Origin of the sequence: Actinoplanes sp. M2I2, from assembly GCF_023544445.1 — a bacterium.
Lineage (GTDB): Bacteria > Actinomycetota > Actinomycetes > Mycobacteriales > Micromonosporaceae > Actinoplanes.
The window spans coordinates 488354-509280 of the sequence record NZ_JALPVJ010000001.1; the positions used below are offsets into that span (position 1 = coordinate 488354).

14 protein-coding genes and 1 pseudogene are annotated in these 20927 nt (G+C 70.7%); 10 read left to right on the forward strand and 5 right to left on the reverse strand.

The features are described 5' to 3' along the window. Nucleotides 1-559: 559 nt before the first annotated feature. Complete coding sequence (gene typA / locus HJC40_RS02335) at nt 560-2428, reverse strand: translational GTPase TypA (RefSeq protein WP_249997924.1); 1869 nt, start codon at nt 2426-2428, stop codon at nt 560-562. Between the two features lie 144 nt (nt 2429-2572). On the opposite strand from typA, the gene HJC40_RS02340 reads away from it, so the two are divergent. Together HJC40_RS02340 and HJC40_RS02345 are read left to right on the forward strand one after the other, a co-directional pair. Continuing rightward, nucleotides 2573-3382 (forward strand): transglycosylase SLT domain-containing protein, encoded by an 810-nt coding sequence (locus HJC40_RS02340; protein ID WP_249997925.1) that lies wholly within the window; start codon nt 2573-2575, stop codon nt 3380-3382. Between the two features lie 152 nt (nt 3383-3534). After that, a complete protein-coding gene (locus HJC40_RS02345) occupies nt 3535-3960 on the forward strand; it encodes an uL11 family ribosomal protein (RefSeq protein ID WP_249997926.1) in 426 nt (141 codons plus the stop codon). Nucleotides 3961-4053: 93 nt separating this feature from the next. Here HJC40_RS02345 and HJC40_RS02350 read toward each other — a convergent pair whose 3' ends face one another. Continuing rightward, complete coding sequence (locus tag HJC40_RS02350; protein WP_249998216.1) at nt 4054-4653, reverse strand: ATP-dependent Clp protease proteolytic subunit; 600 nt, start codon at nt 4651-4653, stop codon at nt 4054-4056. 182 nt (nt 4654-4835) lie between these two features. Between HJC40_RS02350 and HJC40_RS02355 the strand changes: the two genes are divergently transcribed. The 3 genes from HJC40_RS02355 to HJC40_RS02365 are packed head-to-tail and all read left to right on the forward strand — an operon-like array spanning nt 4836 to nt 7849. Further along, the gene (locus HJC40_RS02355) at nt 4836-5549 is read left to right on the forward strand and encodes a GntR family transcriptional regulator (RefSeq protein WP_249997927.1); all 714 of its coding nucleotides are present in this window, start codon (nt 4836-4838) and stop codon (nt 5547-5549) included. Nucleotides 5550-5603: 54 nt separating this feature from the next. Further along, nucleotides 5604-7121: an NCS1 family nucleobase:cation symporter-1 gene (locus HJC40_RS02360; RefSeq protein ID WP_249997928.1), complete on the forward strand. Its 1518-nt coding sequence runs from the start codon at nt 5604-5606 to the stop codon at nt 7119-7121. Beyond that, nucleotides 7118-7849, forward strand: a complete 732-nt coding sequence (locus tag HJC40_RS02365; protein WP_249997929.1) for an aspartate/glutamate racemase family protein — start codon at nt 7118-7120, stop codon at nt 7847-7849. The genes HJC40_RS02360 and HJC40_RS02365 overlap by 4 nt, the downstream gene beginning before the upstream one ends. On the opposite strand, the gene HJC40_RS45990 is transcribed toward HJC40_RS02365, so the two are convergent. The 3 genes from HJC40_RS45990 to HJC40_RS02380 are packed head-to-tail and all read right to left on the reverse strand — an operon-like array spanning nt 7813 to nt 10681. Continuing rightward, nucleotides 7813-9273, reverse strand: coding sequence for a GGDEF domain-containing protein (locus HJC40_RS45990; protein ID WP_249997930.1), 1461 nt, complete (start codon nt 9271-9273; stop codon nt 7813-7815). The two genes, HJC40_RS02365 and HJC40_RS45990, sit on opposite strands and share 37 nt — an antisense overlap. A 38-nt stretch (nt 9274-9311) precedes the next feature. Then, the gene (locus HJC40_RS02375) at nt 9312-9959 is read right to left on the reverse strand and encodes an MBL fold metallo-hydrolase (protein WP_249997931.1); all 648 of its coding nucleotides are present in this window, start codon (nt 9957-9959) and stop codon (nt 9312-9314) included. 17 nt (nt 9960-9976) lie between these two features. Next, a complete protein-coding gene (locus HJC40_RS02380; protein ID WP_249997932.1) occupies nt 9977-10681 on the reverse strand; it encodes a maleylpyruvate isomerase family mycothiol-dependent enzyme in 705 nt (234 codons plus the stop codon). Between the two features lie 304 nt (nt 10682-10985). Between HJC40_RS02380 and rsgA the strand changes: the two genes are divergently transcribed. The 5 genes and pseudogenes from rsgA to uvrC all read left to right on the forward strand — a co-directional run. Further along, nucleotides 10986-12023 (forward strand): ribosome small subunit-dependent GTPase A, encoded by a 1038-nt coding sequence (rsgA, locus tag HJC40_RS02385; protein ID WP_249997933.1) that lies wholly within the window; start codon nt 10986-10988, stop codon nt 12021-12023. Nucleotides 12024-12048: 25 nt separating this feature from the next. Next, the gene (locus HJC40_RS02390) at nt 12049-13839 is read left to right on the forward strand and encodes a glycosyltransferase family 87 protein (protein ID WP_249997934.1); all 1791 of its coding nucleotides are present in this window, start codon (nt 12049-12051) and stop codon (nt 13837-13839) included. 183 nt (nt 13840-14022) lie between these two features. Beyond that, nucleotides 14023-16983 carry an excinuclease ABC subunit UvrA gene (gene uvrA / locus HJC40_RS02395; RefSeq protein WP_249997935.1) on the forward strand — a complete coding sequence of 987 codons (2961 nt, stop codon included), beginning with the start codon at nt 14023-14025 and terminating at the stop codon, nt 16981-16983. A gap of 243 nt (nt 16984-17226) precedes the next feature. Next, on the forward strand, nt 17227-17760 hold the full coding sequence (locus HJC40_RS02400) for a Rieske (2Fe-2S) protein (RefSeq protein ID WP_249997936.1): 534 nt from the start codon (nt 17227-17229) through the stop codon (nt 17758-17760). Between the two features lie 236 nt (nt 17761-17996). Continuing rightward, nucleotides 17997-20213, forward strand: a pseudogene (uvrC, locus tag HJC40_RS02405) (excinuclease ABC subunit UvrC); the annotation flags it as partial. Nucleotides 20214-20927: the final 714 nt, after the last annotated feature.

Sequence of the window (20927 nt, forward strand, 5' to 3'; positions counted from 1 at the left end):
GAGGGGTTGATGGGTTTTCGAGCGTGACCGCTCACGCAGGACGCCCCCGGGTGGGGTAAGTGCTCTGACCGCCAGTGCCCTGCTCACCTGAAGCGCTGCGGCCTGGGGCTGACGGTTCTTGAACGTGACCGCTTACGCGGATCGCCTGGCAATGTTCTTGGCGCGCCGACGCCCGGCTCCCCTCAGGTGCTGAGGCTCGATAGGTCGACGGCTTTGATCGCGTCCGCTACGCAGGTCGTCCGGGTGGTATGGGTGTGCTGGTACGCCGCTCGCCTCAAGCGCTGCAGCTTGAGGGGTCGACGGCTTTGATCGTGTCCGCTTACGCAGGTCGTCCGGGTGGCACGAGCGCGCTGGCACGCCGCGCCCTGATCGCGTCAAGCGCTGCGGCCTGGGGTTGATCGGGTTTGAGCGTGACCGCTTACGCAGGTCGCCCGGGTGGGGCGAGCGTTCTGGGCGCGCCAGCGCCCTGCTCGCCCTGCCCGGGCCCTCGGCGGAAGCAGCGGTCCGTACCGCCCACCCCGCTACGACATCTGCTGTTGACGCTGTTGACGTTGCTGGATTACTGCTGGTGCTTGCGGCGGGCGGCGGCGCGGCCTCGGGTCTGCTGGTCGAGCACGACCTTGCGGATGCGTACCGCGGCCGGGGTGACCTCGACGCACTCGTCCTCGCGGCAGAACTCGAGCGCCTGCTCCAGCGAGAGCTTGCGCGGCGGGATCAGGCGCTCGGTGTTGTCGGCGGCTGCGGCCCGCATGTTGGTGAGCTTCTTCTCCTTGGTGATGTTGACGTCCATGTCGTCCTCGCGGGAGTTCTCGCCGACGATCATGCCCTCGTACACCTCGGTGGCCGGCTCGACGAAGAGCTGGCCGCGCTCCTGCAGGTTGATCATCGCGAACCCGGTGACCGCACCGGCCCGGTCGGCCACCATCGAGCCGTTGCTGCGGGTGCGCAGCTCGCCGAACCACGGCTCGTAGTCCTCGAACAGGTGATGCATGATGCCGGTGCCGCGGGTCTCGGTGAGGAACTCGGTGCGGAAGCCGATCAGGCCGCGCGCCGGGACGAGCCACTCCATGCGCAGCCAGCCGGTGCCGTGGTTGATCAGCTCTTCCATCCGGCCCTTGCGGGTGGACAGCAGCGTGGTGATGGCGCCCATGTACTCGTCGGGGGCGTCGATCGTCAGCCGCTCGACCGGCTCGTGGACCTTGCCGTCGATGGTCTTGGTGACCACCTGCGGCTTGCCCACGGTGAGCTCGTAGTTCTCGCGGCGCATCTGCTCGACCAGGATGGCCAGGGCCAGCTCGCCACGACCCTGCACCTCCCAGGCGTCGGGCCGCTCGGTGTTGAGGATGCGCAGCGAGACGTTGCCGATGAGCTCGCGGTCGAGCCGGTCCTTGACCATGCGGGCCGTGACCTTGGCCCCCTTGACCTTGCCGACCAGCGGCGACGTGTTGGTGCCGAGGACCATCGAGATGGCCGGCTCGTCGACGGTGATCAGCGGCAGCGGGATCGGGTTCTCGGCGTCGGCCAGGGTCTCGCCGATCATGATGTCGGCGATGCCGGCCACGGCCATGATGTCGCCCGGGCCGGCGCTCTCGGCCGGCTTGCGCTCGAGGCCCTCGGTGATCAGCAGCTCCGAGATGCGGACGTTGCTGATCGTGCCGTCGGTCTTGCACCAGGCCACGGTCTGGCCCTTGCGGATCGTGCCCTCGTGCACCCGGCACAGGGCCAGGCGGCCGAGGAAGTTCGAGGCGTCGAGGTTGACGACGTGCGCCTGCAGCGGCGCGCCCTCGGTGTAGGTCGGTGCGGGAATGGTCTCGAGGATGGTGTTGAACAGCACCTCGAGGTCGGTCGAGTCCTCGGGGACGGTGCCGTCCTTGGGCTGGTTGAGCGAGGCGATGCCGTCCCGGGCGCACGCGTAGACGATCGGGAACTCGATCTGGTGCTCGTCGGCGTCGAGGTCGAGGAAGAGCTCGTACGTCTCGTCGACGACCTCCTTGATCCGGGCGTCGGGACGGTCGACCTTGTTGATGATCAGGATGATCGGCAGCTTGGCGGCCAGCGCCTTGCGGAGCACGAATCGCGTCTGGGGCAGCGGGCCCTCCGACGCGTCGACGAGGAGGGCGACCCCGTCGACCATCGTGAGCCCGCGCTCGACCTCGCCGCCGAAGTCGGCGTGGCCGGGGGTGTCGATGATGTTGATGGTGACGGGCGCGTCGGCCCCGGTGGGCTGGTAGCTGATCGCCGTGTTCTTGGCGAGAATGGTGATGCCCTTTTCCCGCTCCAGGTCTCCGGAGTCCATGACGCGGTCGGCCATCTCGCCCCGCGCGTGGGACTGGCTCCCCTGGCGCAGCATGGCGTCGACCAGGGTGGTTTTGCCATGGTCGACGTGGGCGATGATGGCGACGTTGCGTAGGTCGGTGCGGGTCTGCATACACCCATTGTCCCCGGAGAAAGTTGCGGTCCGGGGTCGGGGTCGATCGACGTTTCAGTCCTCGGTTAAGGGTGCTGCGCCGGAGCCCGCCCGGAGGCTAGCGTGCCGCTGCGACAGGCGCGAACGGGGAGGAAGGCCGGGTTGATGACGCGAGGACGGAAACTGGGCGCGGCGGTGGCCGCGCTGCTCATGGTCACGGGGTGCGGGCTGGTCGGCGGCAAGGATGACGAGGTGGCCGCTCCGGTGGCGGCCGAGGTGTCCGAGACCCCGGGCGAGACGGCCGATCCGGTCGCGGAGGAGCCGACGCCCGAGCCCGAGGTGACCACGTCGAAGCCGGCGAGGAAGCCGTCGAAGAGACCGACGAGCAAGCCGCCCGCGGCCGCCGAGCCGACCCAGCCGGTGTTCTGGAGCGAGCTGCCCGCGTGCGCCCGCCGCGACAAGACCAAGCCGGTCCCGCGCAAGACGGTCAAGAAGGCGCTCAAGGCCGCCTCGGCGCGCGTCTACTGGCGTACCGAGGCTCCGACCTTGAAGTTGAACTATCCGCTCGTCAAGGCCATCGCCTGGCAGGAGAGCGGCTGGCAGACCAACATCCACAACTGCGACGGCGGCACCGGGGTCATGCAGGTGATGCCCGACACCGTCGACATGATCAACAATCGGTTCGGCCTGCAGTACGACGCCCAGAACTACAAGGACAACGCGTTCGTGGGCGCCAACTACATCGCGTGGTTCACCCGGTGGGCGGGCCAGAACTACTTCAAGGAGAACTACAACCTCAGCCCGGGCAAGTGCAAGTCGCACACGTCGTGGTGCCTGCTCAACGTCGTCATCTCGGGCTACAACGCAGGTCAGGGCGGTATCGAGGCGGCGGCGGAGAGCCGGACCCTGCCCAATCCTCAGTACGTGGCGGCGGTGCGTTCGCTGATGAACCGGTGCGAGTGCGACCAGTTCTGACGGCCGGGATACACTGGATGGCAGTACCCGGGACCTCTTTTGACCCGCTGAACGCGGCGAGTGTAAGGTCTCGGGGTTGTCGTGTGTCGAAGAAGCTGGCGAGCTGCGATCTATAAACGGCCCGTGCAGCTCACCTTAAGGAGCCTTACGCAATGCCGCCCAAGAAAAAGACCCATGAGGTGACCCTCGCGCTTGAGGCGGGTAACGCCGCGATGGTCGACCTCGGCAAGATGCTTGGTCCGACCGGGGCCAACATGCGTGCGGTCAAGGTCGAGTACGACGAGGCGACGGCGAAGAACCGCGGCGAGATCATTCCGGTGATCGTCAGCGTCTACGAGGACCGCAGCCACTCGCTGATCTACAAGACGCCGCCGACGAGCTTCCTGATCCGCAAGGCTCTGGGCATCCAGTCGGGCGCTTCCAACCCGCTGACCCAGACCGTCGGCACGCTGAGCAACACGCAGGTCAAGGAGATCGCCGAGCGCAAGCTCCCCGACCTCAACGCGAACGACATCGACGCCGCGATCCAGATCGTCGCCGGCACCGCCCGCTCCATGGGCGTGAAGCTCGCTTCCTGATCCGACGGATCCGGCATCTGACGGATTCAGCACCTGAGAAAGACGGATTCAGCACCTGAGAAACGGGCCCCGGGTCGTCCCGGGGCCCGTTTTTCAGGCCTTGCCGACGATCTCGTCGATCAGCCCGTAGTCCAGGGCCTCCTGCGCGGTGAGGCTGCGCCCGGCCGACATGTCGTCCTCGATCCGGTTGCGCGGCTGGCCGGTGACCTCGACCAGCCGGAGCGTGAGCTCCTCGAGCTCGCGCAGGTGCTGCCCGGCGGCCCGGGCGACCTCGTCGGCCGTCCCGGCGAAACCGGACGACCGGGGCTCGTTGAGCTTGAACCGGGCGTGCCGGTAGGCGGCCCGCCGCTCGGCCGCCGCCAGCAGCGCGACCACGGCGCCGCCGGCCTGCGAGGTGACGACGGCGTGCACGGGAGCGGTCATCGCGTCGATGATGTCGATGACCGACAGCGCGGCGCCGAGCTCGCCGCCCTGGCTGGCCAGGTGCATCTGCACCGGCGCGGGCCCGGCGGCGTCGAGGGTCAGCAGCGCGGCGGCGATGCCGGTGGCGCTCTCGGCGGTGAGCTGCCCGCGGATCAGCACGATGCGCTGATCGAACAGTTTCTCCTCGAGCCAGCCGGCCATGCCCGGCGGCTGCCACGGCTCGGGCTGCTGCGGCTGGGGCTGGCCCCAGCGCGTCGGATCGTGCCGCATCTCCACCGCACACACCTCCCGGGACCCGCGCCGATCACACTGCGGGGCGCTCTCAGCCTATCCAGCCCCACCGATCCCGGCGCTCCCTTCCGCTCAGGGCGGAGACTGCGCGAGCCGCGGCGGCGCGCGTTCTTCGCGGAAACGGTAAAGGGCCTGTAACCCGCCGGGTCTAGGGTCCGGGCATGCCAGGTCCCCGCCGCCGGTCGATCCTGATCTCGCGGCTGGCCGACCGGCCCCTCGGCCGCCCGCGGGACGTCCTGCTCGACGAGTTGCGCGGCATCATCCTGGACGGGCAGGTGCCGCCGGGCTCCGCCATCCCGGTCGACGCCGTCGCGACCGCCTTCGGGGTGAGCCGCATCCCCGTACGGGAAGCTCTGATGACCCTGATCGGGGAGGGCCTGGTCGATCACCGGCCCAACGGCGGCTACCGCGTTGCCCTGATGACGGCCCACGAGTTCGCCGAGATCTACCTGGTGCGCGAGGCCCTGGAGACGGCCGGGCTGCGCGCGGCCGTCGAGCTGGCCTGCGCCGACGACGACGAGCAGGCCCGGTCGGCCCACGGCGCCCTCGACGAGGCGATCGGGGCGTACGACGGGAAGCGTTACCACCGGGAGAGCCGGCGGTTCCACCTGGCGCTGATCCGGCCGTGCCGGATGCGGCGCCTGCTGCACATGCTCGACCTGGCCTGGAACCAGACCGAGCCGCTGCAGCCGATGTCGCACCTGGGCAGCGCCGAACGGGAGGTGCTGCACGCCGATCACGCGGGCATGCTCGCCGCCTTCTGCGCCCGCGACGCCGAGGCGCTGACCGCCGTCTTCGCCGCCCACCACCACCGGCTGCAGACCGCGATCGGCGCGTTGCCGCAGGACACCGGCCTGTTCGAGATCGAAGGCTGAAGATATATATTTGCGCTCATCGCGCTGAAACAGCGAATTTCTAGCGTGACGGCCATGGCCGACATCACAACGAGCAAGCCCCAGGACGTGGTCGAAGCCGCCGGCATGCCGGTCGGCAGCGGCGTCATCAAACCTTCGTACGATCCGCGTCTGACCAACGAGGATCTGGCGCCCCTGAGGAGACAGCACTGGGGCTCCTACAACATCTTCGCCTTCTGGATGTCCGACGTGCACAGCGTCGGCGGCTACGTGACCGCGGGCAGCCTGTTCGCGCTGGGCCTGTCGAGCTGGCAGGTGCTCGTCTCGCTGCTGGCCGGCATCACGATCGTCTACTTCTTCTGCAACCTCGTGGCCAAGCCGAGCCAGGTCACCGGCGTGCCCTACCCGGTGATCAACCGGGTCGCGTTCGGGGTGCTCGGCGCCAACGTGCCGGCCATCATCCGCGGCGCGATCGCCGTCGCCTGGTACGGCATCCAGACGTACCTGGCCTCGGCCGCCCTCGACATCGTGGTCCTCAAGTTCTGGCCCGGCCTGGCCCCGTACGCCGACGTCGACCAGTACGGTTTCCTCGGCCTGCCGCTGCTCGGCTGGTGCACGTACGCCCTGCTCTGGGTCCTGCAGGCGGCGGTGTTCTGGACCGGCATGGAGACGATCCGCAAGTTCATCGACTTCTGCGGCCCGGCTGTCTACGTCGTCATGGTGCTGCTCTGCGGCTACCTGATCTACAAGGCCGGCTGGAGCCAGATCGACCTCAACCTGGGCGACGTGAAGTACCACGGCTGGGACGCGGTGCCGGTCATGCTCGGCGCCGTCGCGCTCGTGGTCTCGTACTTCTCCGGTCCGATGCTCAACTTCGGCGACTTCTCCCGGTACGGCAAGTCGTTCGGCGCGGTCAAGCGGGGCAACCTGCTCGGCCTGCCGCTCAACTTCCTGTTCTTCTCCATCCTGGTGGTCGTGACCGCGTCGCTGACCCTGCCGGTCTTCGGCGAGCTGATCACCGACCCGGTCACGACGGTGGCCCGCATCGACAGCACGTTCGCGATCGCCCTGGGCGCGCTGACGTTCACCATCGCCACGATCGGCATCAACATCGTCGCGAACTTCATCTCGCCGGCCTTCGACTTCTCCAACGTCAGCCCGCAGCGGATCAGCTGGCGGATGGGCGGCATGATCGCCGCGGTCGGCTCGGTGCTGATCACCCCGTGGAACCTCTACAACAACCCGGAGGTCATCCACTACACGCTCGAGACGCTGGGCGCCTTCATCGGCCCGCTGTTCGGCGTGCTGATCGCCGACTACTACCTGATCCGCCGGCAGCAGGTCGACGTCGACGCCATGTTCACGATGGCTCCCGACGGCCGCTACCACTACAAGAAGGGCTACAACCCGCCGGCGATCATCGCGACCGCGGCCGGCGCGATCATCGCGATGGTGCCGGTGCTGTGGACCGGCGGGCCCGGCATGCACACCACCGCGCAGTACAGCTGGTTCATCGGGATGGGCCTCGGCTTCGTCGTCTACCTGTCGCTGGCCCGGAGGACGGCGGCGGCGCGGGAGACCACGGTCGCATGAGAATCCAGGTCGTCAACCCCAACACCACGGAGTCGATGACCGCGCTGATCGCCGCGAGTGCCCGGGCCGTCGCCGGTCCGGGCACCGTCGTCGACGCGGTCACGCCGGCGATGGGACCGGCCTCGATCGAAAGCCACTACGACGAGGCGCTGGCCGTGCCCGGGGTGCTGGCCGCGATCGCCGAGGGCGAACGGTCGGGGGCCGACGGTCATGTGCTGGCCTGCTTCGGCGACCCCGGCCTCGACGCCGCCCGCGAGCTGGCGACCGGCCCGGTGGTCGGCATCGCCGAGGCCGCGATGCACGCGGCCACGCTGGTCGGTCGCGGTTTCAGCGTGGTCACGACCCTTTCCCGTACGCGGGGACGAGCGCACGATCTGGCCGCGCGCTACGTGGCCGCGGGCGCCTGCCGCGGCGTCCACGCCTGCGACATCCCGGTCCTCGAGCTGGAGACCGATCCGGCCGCCCGCAAACGGGTGGTGGCCCTGGCCCGCGACGCCCTGGACCGGGACGGCTCGGACGTGGTCGTCCTCGGGTGCGCGGGCCTGGCCGCCCTGGTCGCCGACGTCGCCGACGAGCTCGGGGTGCCGGTGATCGACGGCGTGGCCGCGGCCACCCTGCTCGTGCAGTCGCTGATCACGCTGGGCCTGCGGACCTCGGCGCGCGGGGAGTACGCCCGGCCGCCCGCCAAGCGCTACACGGGCCTGCTCGGCGGGTTCACGACGAGCTGACGCGGGGTCTTCTCGGCGTACATCTCCAGGTCGGCCGCGGCGAGCAGGGCGTCGGCGTCGGGCTGGAGGAGCCGCCCGGCGGCGGCGACGCCGATGCTCACCCCGATCCGGTACTCGTCGTCGCCCCGGCGCACCGGCTCGGCCACCAGGCGCCGCAGGCGGTCGGCCAGGGCCCGGGCCTGCCGCTCGTCGGGAACGTCGTCCACCAGCACCACGAACTCGTCGCCGCCGAGCCGGGCCACCACGTCGACGGGACGCAGCGCGGCCACCAGCCGGCGGGCGCACTCGACCAGCACGAAGTCGCCCGCCGCATGCCCGTACCGGTCGTTGACCTGCTTGAAGCCGTTGAGGTCGAGGTAGAGCAGCACCGGCCCGAAGTCGTCGTCGCGGGGCCGGGCCAGCGCGTGTTCGAGGCGTGTCAGCAACGCCGGCCGGTTGGCCAGCCCGGTGAGCTGGTCGTGCTCGGCCTGATGCATCAGCACGGCCCGGATCCGCTCCTGCTCGCGGACCAGCGCGACGAACCGGGCCAGGACCAGCCCGCTCAGCAGCACGACCGAGCAGATCAGCGAGAGCCGGCTGAGCAGGCTGTGGAAGCCGCCCAGGCCGGCCGTGATCGGCAGCACCACCAGCGCGATGCCCAGGAACGTCACCCGGGCCGGGTGCAGCCGCTCGTCCCGGACGGCGTGATCGGCGCCCCGCCCGGCGTCGGGATGCATGATCGCGGCCACGAGGAGGCTGTTGCCCAGCAGCAGCAGGCCGTCCAGCCGTTCCGCGTGGGCGTCGTCATAGAGGCCGGGGGACAGCTCGGGCAGGACCGAGAGGGTGAAGTCCCCGACCAGGGTCACCGCCAGCGCCAGGACCAGATAGGGAGTCGGCCCGCGTTTGGACCCGGGCACCAGCACCAGGGCCACGACCGCCGCGAACAGCAGCACGTCCCCGAGCGGGTAGAAGGCGGTGGCCAGCACCGCGAGCGACAACCGCTCGTTCTCGACCGCCGGCAGGATCACGAACTGCCAGCACAGCCAGGCGACCGCGGTGGCCATCGCCAGCGCGTCGAGGACGCCCTCGCTCAGCCGGCCCGGCGCGCGCACCTGGGCGAGCCGGACCAGCCCGGTGGCCAGCAGCGGATAGCCCGCGATCCAGAGCGCGTCACAGACCGACACATCGCCCAGCTCGGTCAGCCGGCTGAGGATCTCGTAGAGCACGTCGCCGGCCAGCCACACCGACAGCGCCGCCGCGATCAGGGCGTACCCGGAACGCGCCGGACCCCGCATTGCCCGCCACCTCGTCCAGGCCAGGGCGACCAGAATCGTGAAGACGATCTGGTACGACCACTGCGCCGCCGCGCTGCCCGGCCGGAGCGCGGAGACGAGACCCGCGGCCGTGGCCAGGGCCGGCGCCAGGAACAGGGGGACGCGTCGCACATCTCCCTGATCGGCCCGATCCGGCCGTCGGTGAGCGGCTACCAGCCCCGGTCGCGCCATTCGGCCAGGTGCGGGCGCTCCCGGCCGAGGGTGGAGTCGTTGCCGTGGCCGGGGTAGAACCAGGTGTCGTCGGGCAGCCGGTTGAACAGCTTCAGCTCGACGTCGTCGAGCAGCGTCCGGAAGTTGTCCTTGTTGCCGCGGGTGTTGCCGACCCCGCCCGGGAAGAGGCTGTCCCCGGTGAAGAGGTGGGCGGTGCCCCGCGGGTCCTGGAAGAGCAGGGCGATCGACCCGGGCGTGTGGCCGACCAGGTGGATCACCTCGAGGGCGTGCTCACCCACCGCGACCAGGGCGCCCTCGCGCAGCGTGCCGGTGACGACCGGGATCTCGGCGGCGTCGTCGGCATGGGCCAGCGAGGCGGCGCCGGTCGCCTCGACCACCTCGGCCAGCGCCTGCCAGTGGTCGCCGTGCCGGTGGGTCGTCACCACCGTCTCCAGCCCGGCCTCGCCGGCCAGGTCGATCAGCGTCCGGGCGTCGTTCGCCGCGTCGATCAGGATCTGCTCGTCACCGCTGCGCAGCAGGTAGGCGTTGTTGTCCATCTCGCCGACCGACACCTTGACGATCGTCAGGCTGCCCAGGTCGCGAACGGCCGGCTGCCCGCCGCGGGTCACTTCTCCGGTATAGGTCATGTGCTCGCTCCTCGAGGTCACCGCCACCTCGCCGGTGTCGGGAGTACGCCGTCCGGCGACACGGTCAGGTCGGCGCCGTCGGCCCGGCCCGCGAGCCAGGCCGCGATCGATCTGGTCGGTCCGCCGACGACCGGCGGCCGGGGCTCGGCCCCGATGGTCAGCGCGTGCTCGATGCCGTACGGCCGCAGCTGCACCGCCGGCCAGTCGGCGCCCGCCCCGGCGACGATCTCGCGCAGCAGGCGCAGCGCGAAGGCGTCGGACCAGTCACCCGCCGTGTAGCCGAGCCCGAGGTCGACGTGGTGCACGGTCACCTCGCGCAGCCGCGCCCACGGCACCGCCGCGGCCGACTGCTCCAGCGGGGGCAGGAAGAACGCCCAGGCCGCGGCCGGCATGGCCGCCGCGGCGTCGGCGAAACGCTCGTGCGAGGCGCGGATGTCCTCGATCTGCTCGCGCAGCGGGCGGTCCGCGCCCTCCTGCAGGCCGGCCTCGCGCGCGTCGGGGGACGCGTACGGCGGGGTCTCGACCCCGGTGCGAGCCCAGGTCAGCAGGTTGGTCATCGCGTCGGCGTTGCGGGCCACATGGGTGAGCACATGCCCGACGGTCCACCCGGGCAGCCGCGACGGCGAACCCACCGCCGCCGGTTCCAGGTCGGCCACCGTCCGCAGCAGGTCGTCGGTCGCCCGGTCGACATCCGTCAACAAGACCAGCGGATCCATCGTCATGACGGACTGCACCGAGCGCAGCGAGGGCCGGGACGGCATGACAACTGAAATTCAGTCATGACGGACTGCACCGAGCGCAGCGAGGGCCGGGACGGCATGACAACTGAGATGGCGTCACGCCTTGAACCCTAGTGGAACGGAAATCGCTTTCGCTGGGGTAGCCGCGTCCGTACCGTCTGTGCTGACGCGTCGGTCAGATTCGCGGAGGAGGTGGGGAGCGTGCTGTTCGTTCTGGCGTCCCTTCACCCGGAGGCATCCGCCTGACCCGCGGGTCCGGCGTCCTCCCTTCCCGAAACGGGTTCCCATGTCGCACGATCTGTCCCAGCTGGGCTGGGACGAGTCCCTCGCATCCGCATACCGTCCCTTCGACCGCTCCGACACCTCCGCCGGCCGCGTGCTGCGGGCCGACCGCGGCGTCTGCACCGTGTTCGGCGCGACCGGCGTCGGCCGCGCCAGTCTGGGCGGCGCCGTGCTGCTCACGGCCGCGAAAGACCCGGCCCGGCTGCCCTGCGCCGGCGACTGGGTGGTGCAGCGGCACTGGCCCGACCGGCGGATCACGGTCGAGGCGGTCCTGCCCCGGCGGACCTGTCTGATCCGCCGCACCTCCGACAAGGACAGCACCGGCCAGGTCCTCGCCGCGAACATGGACACGGTCGCCGTCGTCGAGCCGATCCACCCCGAGCCCGACGACGCGCGCATCGAGCGCCTGCTCGCCCTGGCCTGGGAGTCCGGCGCCCGGCCGCTGCTGGTGCTGACCAAGGCCGACACGTCGGCCGATCCCGAGGCGATCACCCGGCAGGTGGCCGAGATCGCGCCGGGTGTGCCGGTGGTCGCGGTGAGCGCGCGGCTGGCGCTGGGCGTCGAGCAACTGCGGTCGTACGCGGGGAAGGGCCGCACCCTGGCGCTGCTCGGTCGTTCCGGCGCCGGCAAGTCGACGCTGGTCAACGCGCTGGCCGGCACGCCGGTGATGCCGGTCCAGCAGATCCGCGAGGGGGACGGCAAGGGCCGGCACACCACGGCGTACCGGAATCTGGTCCTGCTGGCCGGCGGCGGCGCCGTGCTGGACACGCCGGGCATCCGCGGGGTCGGTCTGCTCGACACCGCGCAGGGGCTCAGCCGGGCCTTCGCCGACATCACCGCGCTGGCCGGGGGGTGCCGCTTCGACGACTGCCGGCACGACGCGGAGCCGGGCTGCGCGGTGACGCTCGCGGTCGCCGACGGCTCGCTCGCGCCCCGGCGGCTGGCCAGCTGGTCCCGGCTGCGGCACGAGATCGAGGTCGAGTCGGCCCGGCAGACGGCCCGGCTGGCCGGGGCGGCCGGGCACCGCCGCAGGCGTTCCTGACAGACCGCTCTGTCACAATGCTCCGGTGCGTGCGGTGGAGGAAGTCGTCGAGAGCGCCGGTCCGCGGCCCGAGACGCCCGCTCCCCGGCGCTCCCGGGTCGATCTCTGGGCCGGGCTGTGTTACGCGGCTCTCGCCCTGCTGGTGACGATCCGGTTGTGGCGCGACCCGAACGGCCGGGTGCTGGCCACCAACGACGACGACCACGGCGTCTTCCTGTTCATGCTGGCCCACGGCGAGCGGGTGCTGTTCCACGGGGCCAACCCGTTCTTCAGCGACCGGCTCAACGTGCCCGACGGCGTCAACATGATGGCCAACACGTCGGTGTTGGCCCTGAGCCTGCCGCTGGCCCCGGTCACGCACTGGTTCGGGCCCGGGTTCTCGGTCGCGCTGCTGATCACGCTCGGCCTGGCCGGCACGGCCTTCGCCTGGTATTGGGTGCTTTCCCGCCACCTGGTGACGAGCCGGGTCGCGGCCTGGATCGGCGGGCTGTGGTGCGGCTTCGCGCCGACCATGGTCTCGCACGCCAACGGGCATGTGAACTTCGTCAGCCAGTGGGTGCTGCCGTTCATCGTCTGGCAGGCGCTGCGGCTGCGCGAGCCCGGCCGGCACTGGTGCGGCGGGGTCGTCCTCGGCCTGCTGATCGTCGTGCAGGTGTTCATCAACGAGGAAAGCCTGCTGTTCACCGCGCTCGCCCTCGGGGTCTTCGTCGTTGCGTACGCGCTGATGGCCCCGGCCCGCGCCAGGTCCGAGGCACGGCACCTGCTGGCCGGTCTCGGGGTGGCGGTCGGTGTCTCGGGCGCCCTGCTGGCGTACCCGCTGTGGTATCAGTTCTTCGCCCCGGGCAACTACCACGGCCAGCCGTTCGCTCCCGACGAGTACGCGACCGACCTGGCCTCGCTGGTCGGCTTCGCCCGGCAGTCGGTGGCCGGCAACGCCGAGCTCACCCGGCAGATGAGCGTGAGTGGCACCGAGGACAACATGTTCTTCGGCCCGGTCGGCTTCGTGCTGGTGGTCGCGTCGGTGGTCGTGCTGTGGCGCTCGGTCGCGGCCCGGGCCCTGGCCATCTCCGCGCTGGTGCTGCTGATCGCGTCGATGGGGCCCCACCTGGTGGTTCTCGGCCACGACACGGGCGTCCCGCTGCCGTTCGGGCTGATCAGCCACGTGCCGATCATCGACCTGGTCAGCGTGACCCGGTTCGCGATGGTGCCGGCGACGATCGCCGGTGTGCTGCTCGCCCTGGCGACCGACCGGCTGCCCACCTTCACGACCCGCGGACGGCGGCTCTGGCTGGTGGGGCTGGTGCTGGCCCTGGTGCCGCTGTTCCCCAAGCCGTTGCCGATCGTCGAGGGCGACCCGCTGCCGCCGTTCCTGACCCAGGGCACCTGGCGGCAGTACGTGACCGGCGACCGCAGCCTGGTGACCGTGCCGTTGCCCGAGGTGACATCGGGGCGCACGGGCATGCGGTGGGCGGCGCTGTCCGGGCTCGACTTCCGGGTGCCCCGCGGCTACTTCATGGGGCCGGTCAACCCGCCGCTCGACGACACCGGCTCGTGGAACGCGCCGCGCCGGTTCACCTCCGACCTGCTGTGGCAGGTACGCGAGTACGGCCGGCGCCCGCAACTGACCGACAGCGACAAGGCCCGCATCACCGAGGATCTGATCTTCTGGCGGGCCGCCGTGGTGGTCCTGGTCCCGGGCAGCCGCAACGAGGGGCCTTTGCTCGACACCGTCACCGCCGCGCTGGGGCCGCCTCAGCAGGTGGGCGGCGTGCGGCTGTGGGACGTACGCTTCTTGCCGGTTCCCCCGGAGGAGTGAGTTCGGGCCGGTCGCCCACGACCACCCGAAAGCGGCGTTCAGGCCTTCCGAGCAGCGGGAATTAGCGCGATGTGACAAGCGCTGCACCTGGACGGCGCGGTCGGCGGCGAAACTTGTCGTACCCCATGGCTAGAGTGGCCGCGGCTCTGCTCTTTTCAAACACCTGTACGGAGAGGCTGGCTGGTGGCCGACCGTTTGACTATTCGAGGCGCGCGCGAGCACAACCTGCGCGACGTCAGCTTGGACCTGCCCCGCGACGCCCTGATCGTGTTCACCGGTCTGTCCGGCTCCGGCAAGTCCAGCCTCGCGTTCGACACGATCTTCGCCGAGGGGCAGCGGCGCTACGTCGAGTCCCTGTCGTCCTACGCGCGGCAGTTCCTCGGGCAGATGGACAAGCCCGACGTCGACTTCATCGAGGGCCTGTCCCCGGCGGTGTCGATCGACCAGAAATCGACCTCGCGCAACCCGCGCTCGACGGTCGGCACCATCACCGAGGTCTACGACTATCTGCGTCTGCTCTTCGCCCGCACCGGCATCCCGCACTGCCCGGTCTGCGGTGAGCGGATCAGCAAGCAGACCCCGCAGCAGATCGTCGACCGGGTCCTGGCCATGGACGAGGGCACCCGGTTCATGGTCCTGGCCCCGGTGATCCGCGGCCGCAAGGGGGAGTACGTCGACCTGTTCGCCGAGCTGCAGGCCAAGGGCTATGCGCGGGCGAGGGTCGACGGCGTGGTCCACCCGCTGACCGAGCCGCCGAAGCTCAAGAAGCAGGAGAAGCACACCATCGAGGTGGTGGTCGACCGGCTCAGCGTCAAGGCGGGCAGCAAGCAGCGGCTCACCGACTCGATCGAGTCGGCGCTCGGCCTGGCCGGCGGCATCGTGCTGCTCGACTTCGTCGACCTGCCCGAGGACGACCCGCAGCGTGAGCGCCGCTTCTCCGAGCACCTGGCCTGCCCGAACGATCACCCGCTGGCGATCGAGGACCTCGAACCCCGGGTCTTCTCGTTCAACGCGCCCTACGGCGCATGCCCGGAGTGCACCGGCCTGGGCACCAAGAAAGAGGTCGACCCCGAGCTGATCATCCCGGACGAGGAACGCAGCATCCGCGACGGTGCGATCCAGCCCTGGGCCGGCGGCCAGACCCAGGAATACTTCCTGCGCCTGCTCGAGGCGCTGGCCAAGTCCGAGAAGTTCAGCATCGACACCCCGTGGCGCCAGCTCTCCTCCCGCGTGCAGAAAACGATCCTGCACGGCGCCGAAGACCAGGTCCACGTCCGCTACCGCAACAAGTACGGCCGTGAGCGCTCCTACTACACCGGCTTCGAGGGCGTGGTGCAGTGGATCGAGCGGCGGCACAACGACACCGAGAGCGAGTGGTCCCGCGACAAGTACGAGGGATACATGCGCGACGTGCCCTGCCCGGTCTGCGGCGGCACGCGGCTCAAGCCCGAGGTGCTCGCGGTGACGATCGCCGGCAAGAGCATCGCCGAGGTCTGCAACCTGTCGATCGGTGACTGCGCCGAGCTGCTGGCGAGCATCGCGCTCGACGACCGGCAGAAGATGATCGCCGAGCGGGTGCTCAAGGAGATCAACGCCCGGCTGCAGTTCCTGGTCGACGTGGGCCTCGACTACTTGTCCCTCGACCGCGGCGCCGGCACGCTGTCGGGCGGCGAGGCCCAGCGCATCCGGCTCGCCACCCAGATCGGCTCGGGCCTGGTGGGCGTGCTCTACGTGCTCGACGAGCCGTCGATCGGCCTGCACCAGCGCGACAACCACCGGCTCATCGAGACGCTGGTGCGGCTGCGCGACCTGGGCAACACGCTGATCGTGGTCGAGCACGACGAGGACACGATCCGCACCGCCGACTGGATCGTCGACATCGGCCCCGGCGCCGGTGAGCACGGCGGTCACATCGTGCACAGCGGCTCGGTCGAGGGCCTGCTGAAGAACAAGAAGTCCCCGACCGGCGCCTACCTGTCGGGCCGCAAGTCGATCCCGACCCCGGCCGGCCGCCGCCCGCAGACCCCGGGCCGCGAGCTGATCGTGCAGGGCGCCCGCGAGCACAACCTGCGCGGCCTGACCGTCGGCTTCCCGCTCGGACAGTTCATCGCCGTCACCGGGGTGAGCGGGTCGGGCAAGTCGACGCTGGTCAACGACATCCTCTACACGGTGCTGGCCAACCAGATCAACGGCGCCCGCATGGTGCCCGGCCGGCACACCCGCATCTCCGGTCTGGAAAATGTGGACAAGGTCGTCGGCGTCGACCAGTCGCCGATCGGCCGCACCCCGCGGTCCAACCCGGCGACGTACACGGGTGTCTTCGACAACATCCGCAAGCTGTTCGCCGAGACGACCGAGGCCAAGGTGCGCGGCTACGGCCCGGGCCGGTTCTCGTTCAACGTCAAGGGTGGCCGCTGCGAGAACTGCGCGGGCGACGGCACGATCAAGATCGAGATGAACTTCCTGCCCGACGTCTACGTCCCCTGCGAGGTGTGCAAGGGCGCCCGGTACAACCGCGAGACGCTCGAGGTGCACTACAAGGGCAAGACGATCTCCGAGGTGCTGGAGATGCCGATCGAGGAGGCGGCCACCTTCTTCGAGCCCATCACGTCGATCCACCGCCACCTCAAGACCCTGGTCGACGTCGGCCTCGGCTACGTGCGGCTCGGCCAGCCCGCGCCGACCCTGTCCGGCGGCGAGGCCCAGCGCGTCAAGCTGGCGTCCGAGCTGCAGAAGAGGTCGACCGGCCGCACGGTCTACGTGCTCGACGAGCCGACCACCGGCCTGCACTTCGAAGACATCCGCAAGCTGCTGCTGGTGCTCAACGGCCTGGTCGACAAGGGCAACACCGTGATCACGATCGAGCACAACCTCGACGTCATCAAGACGGCCGACTGGCTGATCGACATGGGTCCCGAGGGCGGCAGCAAGGGTGGGCTGGTGCTGGCCACCGGCACGCCCGAGGAGCTCGCCGAGGTGCCCGAGAGCCACACGGGCCAGTTCCTGCGGCACGTGCTGGGTCTCGAGGGCGAGGCCGGGGGAGCGTCGGCCGCGACGGCCCGCGCGGCCAAGGCCAACGGCAGCGCGGCCAAGGCGGCCCCCAAGGCCCGGGCCACGCGGTCGCGGGCCAAGGCCACCGTCTGAGGTCGCTCACTCTTCAGCAACATCACAGGTGACCCATAGCTACGACACCCGGTCGAGGCCATAGCCTCGACCGGGTGTCGCTGTACGGTCTGCGGGTGGGATGAACGCCCGCAAAACGGGAGGGATCGCCGCATCCGGCGGCGGATAATTTCGCGGTACGCCTGAACCCGGCAAGCCGCGGCAGCGTATGTAGAGGCGACGCCGTGTGACCACTCACGCGGACCAGGCACTGGAGGGCAACCGATGACAGACGTGCAGACCACGACCGACGCCGAGGAGCTCCGCGAGGAGGAACCCCGACGTCCGGCTACGGCCTCGACGCGCCGTCTGGTCCTGCTCGGCGCCGGCGCCGCGGGAGCCACGGCCGTCCTGGCGGCTTGCGGCACGGCCACGCCGTCCAGCAACACCAACGGCACCGATTTCAGCGACACCCCGGGCCCGGCCGGCAGCGCGGGCCCCGGCAACGGCGACAGCGGCGGCTCCGGCGACGCCGGCGGCTCGGCCCTCGCGGCCACGGGCGACATCCCCGAGGGCGGCGGCATCATCGCCGGCGACCTCGTGATCACCCAGCCGGTGGCCGGCACGTACAAGGCGTTCAGCAAGGTGTGCACCCACGCCGGCTGCGACGTCAACAAGATCGACGGCGGCCAGATCTCCTGCCCCTGCCACAACAGCAAGTTCTCGATCGAGACCGGCGAGCCGACCTCGGGCCCGGCCACCAAGGCCCTGCCCGAGACCAAGGTCAAGGTGGACGGCGACAACATCGTCGCGGCCTGACCGTGCTCCCAGCGGCTCGGCTGCCGGTGGCTGTGCTTTCAGCGGCTCGGCTCCCGGTAGCTGGGCTCGCAGCGGCTTGGCTGCCGGTGGCTGTGCTTTCAGCGGCTCGGCTCCCGGTAGCTGGGCTCGCAGCGGCTTGGCTGCCGGTGGCTGTGCTGCCGGCGTCTTTCCCGGCGACTTGATCCGGCCGGAGGTCCGTGCCGTGGCGGCGGCGACGGACCTCCGGTCGGGTAATCATGTCAGTCCCCCGCACTAGTGTTGAGTCTGTGCCAGACCCCTCCAGCTACCGCCCCGCGCCGGGAACGATCCCCGAGTCGCCGGGCGTCTACCGCTTCCGCGATCCGACCGGCCGCGTCATCTACGTCGGCAAGGCGAAAAATCTGCGGAACCGGCTGAATTCCTACTTCGCCGACACCTGGTCGCTGCACGCGCGCACGCAGCAGATGGTGACCACGGCGGCCAGTGTGGACTGGGTGACGGTCGGCACCGAGGTCGAGGCGCTGCAGCTCGAGTTCTCCTGGATCAAGGAGTTCGACCCGCGCTTCAACGTCAAATACCGGGACGACAAGTCCTACCCGTTCCTCGCCGTGACGCTCAACGAGGAGTACCCACGGCTGCAGGTGATGCGCGGCGCCAAGCGCAAGGGTGTCCGCTACTTCGGTCCCTATTCGCACGCGTGGGCCATCCGCGAGACGCTCGACCTGCTCCTGCGCGTCTTCCCGGCGCGCACCTGCTCGGCCGGCGTCTTCAAGCGAGCGGGTCAGATCGGCCGCCCCTGCCTGCTCGGCTACATCGGCAAGTGCTCGGCCCCGTGCGTCGGCTCGGTCAGCGCCGACGAGCATCGCGCCATCGTCGACGACTTCTGCGACTTCATGGCCGGGCGCACCGACACGTTCGTCAAGCGGCTCGAGCGCGACATGATGCAGGCCTCCGAGGAGCTCGAGTTCGAGCGGGCCGCGCGTCTGCGCGACGACATCGCCGCCCTGCGCCGCGCCATGGAAAAGCAGACCGTCGTGCTCGGCGACGGCACCGACGCCGACGTCGTCGCCTTCGCGGAGGACCCGCTCGAGGCGGCGGTCCAGGTCTTCCACGTGCGCGACGGCCGGGTCCGCGGTCAGCGCGGCTGGGTCGTCGAAAAGGTGGAGGACCTGAGCACCGGCGACCTCGTCCACCACTTCTGCAGCCAGGTCTACGGCGGCGAGGAGGGCGAGGGCGACGTGCCGCGCGAGGTGCTCGTGCCCGCGCTGCCCGACGACGCCGGGGCGCTGGCCGACTGGCTCTCCGACCACCGGGGCAGCCGCGTCTCGCTGCGCGTGCCCCAGCGCGGCGACAAGCGCTCGCTGCTCGAGACGGTGGCCCGCAACGCCGGCGAGTCCCTGCAGCGCCACAAGCTGCGCCGGGCCGGCGACCTGACCACACGCAGCAAGGCGCTCGACGAGATCGCCGAGGCGCTCGGCCTCGACACGGCGCCGCTGCGCATCGAGTGCTTCGACGTCTCGCAGATCCAGGGCACCGACGTGGTCGCCTCGATGGTCGTCTTCGAGGACGGCCTGGCCCGCAAGAGCGAATATCGGCGCTTCGCCATCCGCGGCAACCCCGACGGCAGCGGCACCGACGACCTGGCCGCGATGAGCGAGGTGATGCGGCGCCGCTTCGCCCGCTTCCGCGCCCGTCCCGGCGCCGACGCCCCTCAGGATCGCCCCGACCCCGACGACCCCGATGAGCTGGACGGGCCGGGCGGTGAGCCGGCCACCGGCGGGTCGACCGCTGGTGGCGCTGCTTCGTCCGGCGTCGGTGAGGCCGTCCCCAGTTGGACAGAGGCGGCAGCAGCCGCCGAGTCGGCCGCCGGTGGGGCACTCACCGGAACGGCAGCTACCGCGTCCGCCGCCGTCGAGGCCCCCGCCGGAAAGACGGAGGCGTCCGTCCTGGGCGAGGGCGACGAGATCGCCACCGCCGACCTGCCGGGCATCGACCCGCTGACCGGCCGGCCTCGCCGGTTCGCCTATCCGCCCCAGCTGGTCGTCGTCGACGGCGGCCAGCCGCAGGTGAACGCCGTCGCCGCCGTGCTGGCCGACCTGGGCATCACCGACGTGGCGCTGTGCGGCCTGGCCAAGCGCCTCGAGGAGGTGTGGCTGCCGGGGGAGGACTTCCCGGTGATCCTGCCGCGCACCTCCGAGGCGCTCTATCTGCTGCAACGCGTCCGCGACGAGGCCCACCGCTTCGCGATCACGTTCCACCGGCAGCGCCGTTCGAAGCGGATGACCGCCTCGGCCCTCGACAACGTGCCCGGGCTGGGCGAGACCCGCCGCAAGGCGCTGCTGCGCCACTTCGGATCGCTCAAACGGGTGGCCGCGGCGACGCCCGAGGAGATCACCGAGATCCCCGGGATCGGCCGGCGCACGGCCGAGACGCTGTTGGCGGCCCTCAACCCCGACAAGGCCAAGCCGACCGACCAGAGCGACCCGGTGGACCAGGGCAACCCGGCGGACGACAGCGGCCTGGCCGACCGGAGCGGCTTGGTGGATCAGGGCGGCCTGGCGGACGACGGTGGCCGGGCCGACCGGAGCGGCTTGGTGGATCAGGGCGGCCTGGCGGACGACGGTGGCCGGGCCGACCGGAGCGGCTTGGTGGATCAGGGCGGCCTGGCGGACGACAGTGGCCGGGCCGACCAGAGTGGCCGGGCCGACCAGGGAGGCTCCGCGGACCCGGGTGGCATTGCGGACGAAGGCGGCCAGGTGGACCGGGGTGGCCCAATGGGCGAAGGTGGCTCGGCTGGCCAAGACGGCGCGTCTGACCAGGCCGGACCGGCCAATCAGGGCGGCGCAGGCGAGCAGGGCGGCGCAGCCGAACAGGGCGGCGCAGCCGAGCCCGGCACCGTGCCGGCCGGGGGAGCGGGCCGCACCAAGGCCGGTGCCAACCGGTCCAAGGCGTCCAAGCCCAAAGCCACCCGGCTTGAAGCGTCCTGGACCGAGACGTCCCGGCCGTAGGAGTGGCGCCTCGCCGCGTCCTGGCCTGAGGGGTCCCGGCCTGAGGGGTCCCGGCCTGAGACGCCGTCGCCGCAGGTGCGTTCGTCGTCGTTCGGTCACCGGGACAGCGTGGCGGAAGAAGCGCCTCGCCACGCTGCCTGTGGACAACGCTCGGCCGGCCGGGCCGCCCCCTGTGGACAA

Coding starts and splice junctions, on each gene's coding strand:
- typA (WP_249997924.1), bottom strand. CDS start 2,428: ATGCAGACCCGCACCGACCTACGCAACGTCGCCATCATCGCCCACGTC.
- HJC40_RS02340 (WP_249997925.1), top strand. CDS start 2,573: ATGACGCGAGGACGGAAACTGGGCGCGGCGGTGGCCGCGCTGCTCATG.
- HJC40_RS02345 (WP_249997926.1), top strand. CDS start 3,535: ATGCCGCCCAAGAAAAAGACCCATGAGGTGACCCTCGCGCTTGAGGCG.
- HJC40_RS02350 (WP_249998216.1), bottom strand. CDS start 4,653: ATGCGGCACGATCCGACGCGCTGGGGCCAGCCCCAGCCGCAGCAGCCC.
- HJC40_RS02355 (WP_249997927.1), top strand. CDS start 4,836: ATGCCAGGTCCCCGCCGCCGGTCGATCCTGATCTCGCGGCTGGCCGAC.
- HJC40_RS02360 (WP_249997928.1), top strand. CDS start 5,604: ATGGCCGACATCACAACGAGCAAGCCCCAGGACGTGGTCGAAGCCGCC.
- HJC40_RS02365 (WP_249997929.1), top strand. CDS start 7,118: ATGAGAATCCAGGTCGTCAACCCCAACACCACGGAGTCGATGACCGCG.
- HJC40_RS02375 (WP_249997931.1), bottom strand. CDS start 9,959: ATGACCTATACCGGAGAAGTGACCCGCGGCGGGCAGCCGGCCGTTCGC.
- HJC40_RS02380 (WP_249997932.1), bottom strand. CDS start 10,681: ATGACGATGGATCCGCTGGTCTTGTTGACGGATGTCGACCGGGCGACC.
- rsgA (WP_249997933.1), top strand. CDS start 10,986: ATGTCGCACGATCTGTCCCAGCTGGGCTGGGACGAGTCCCTCGCATCC.
- HJC40_RS02400 (WP_249997936.1), top strand. CDS start 17,227: ATGACAGACGTGCAGACCACGACCGACGCCGAGGAGCTCCGCGAGGAG.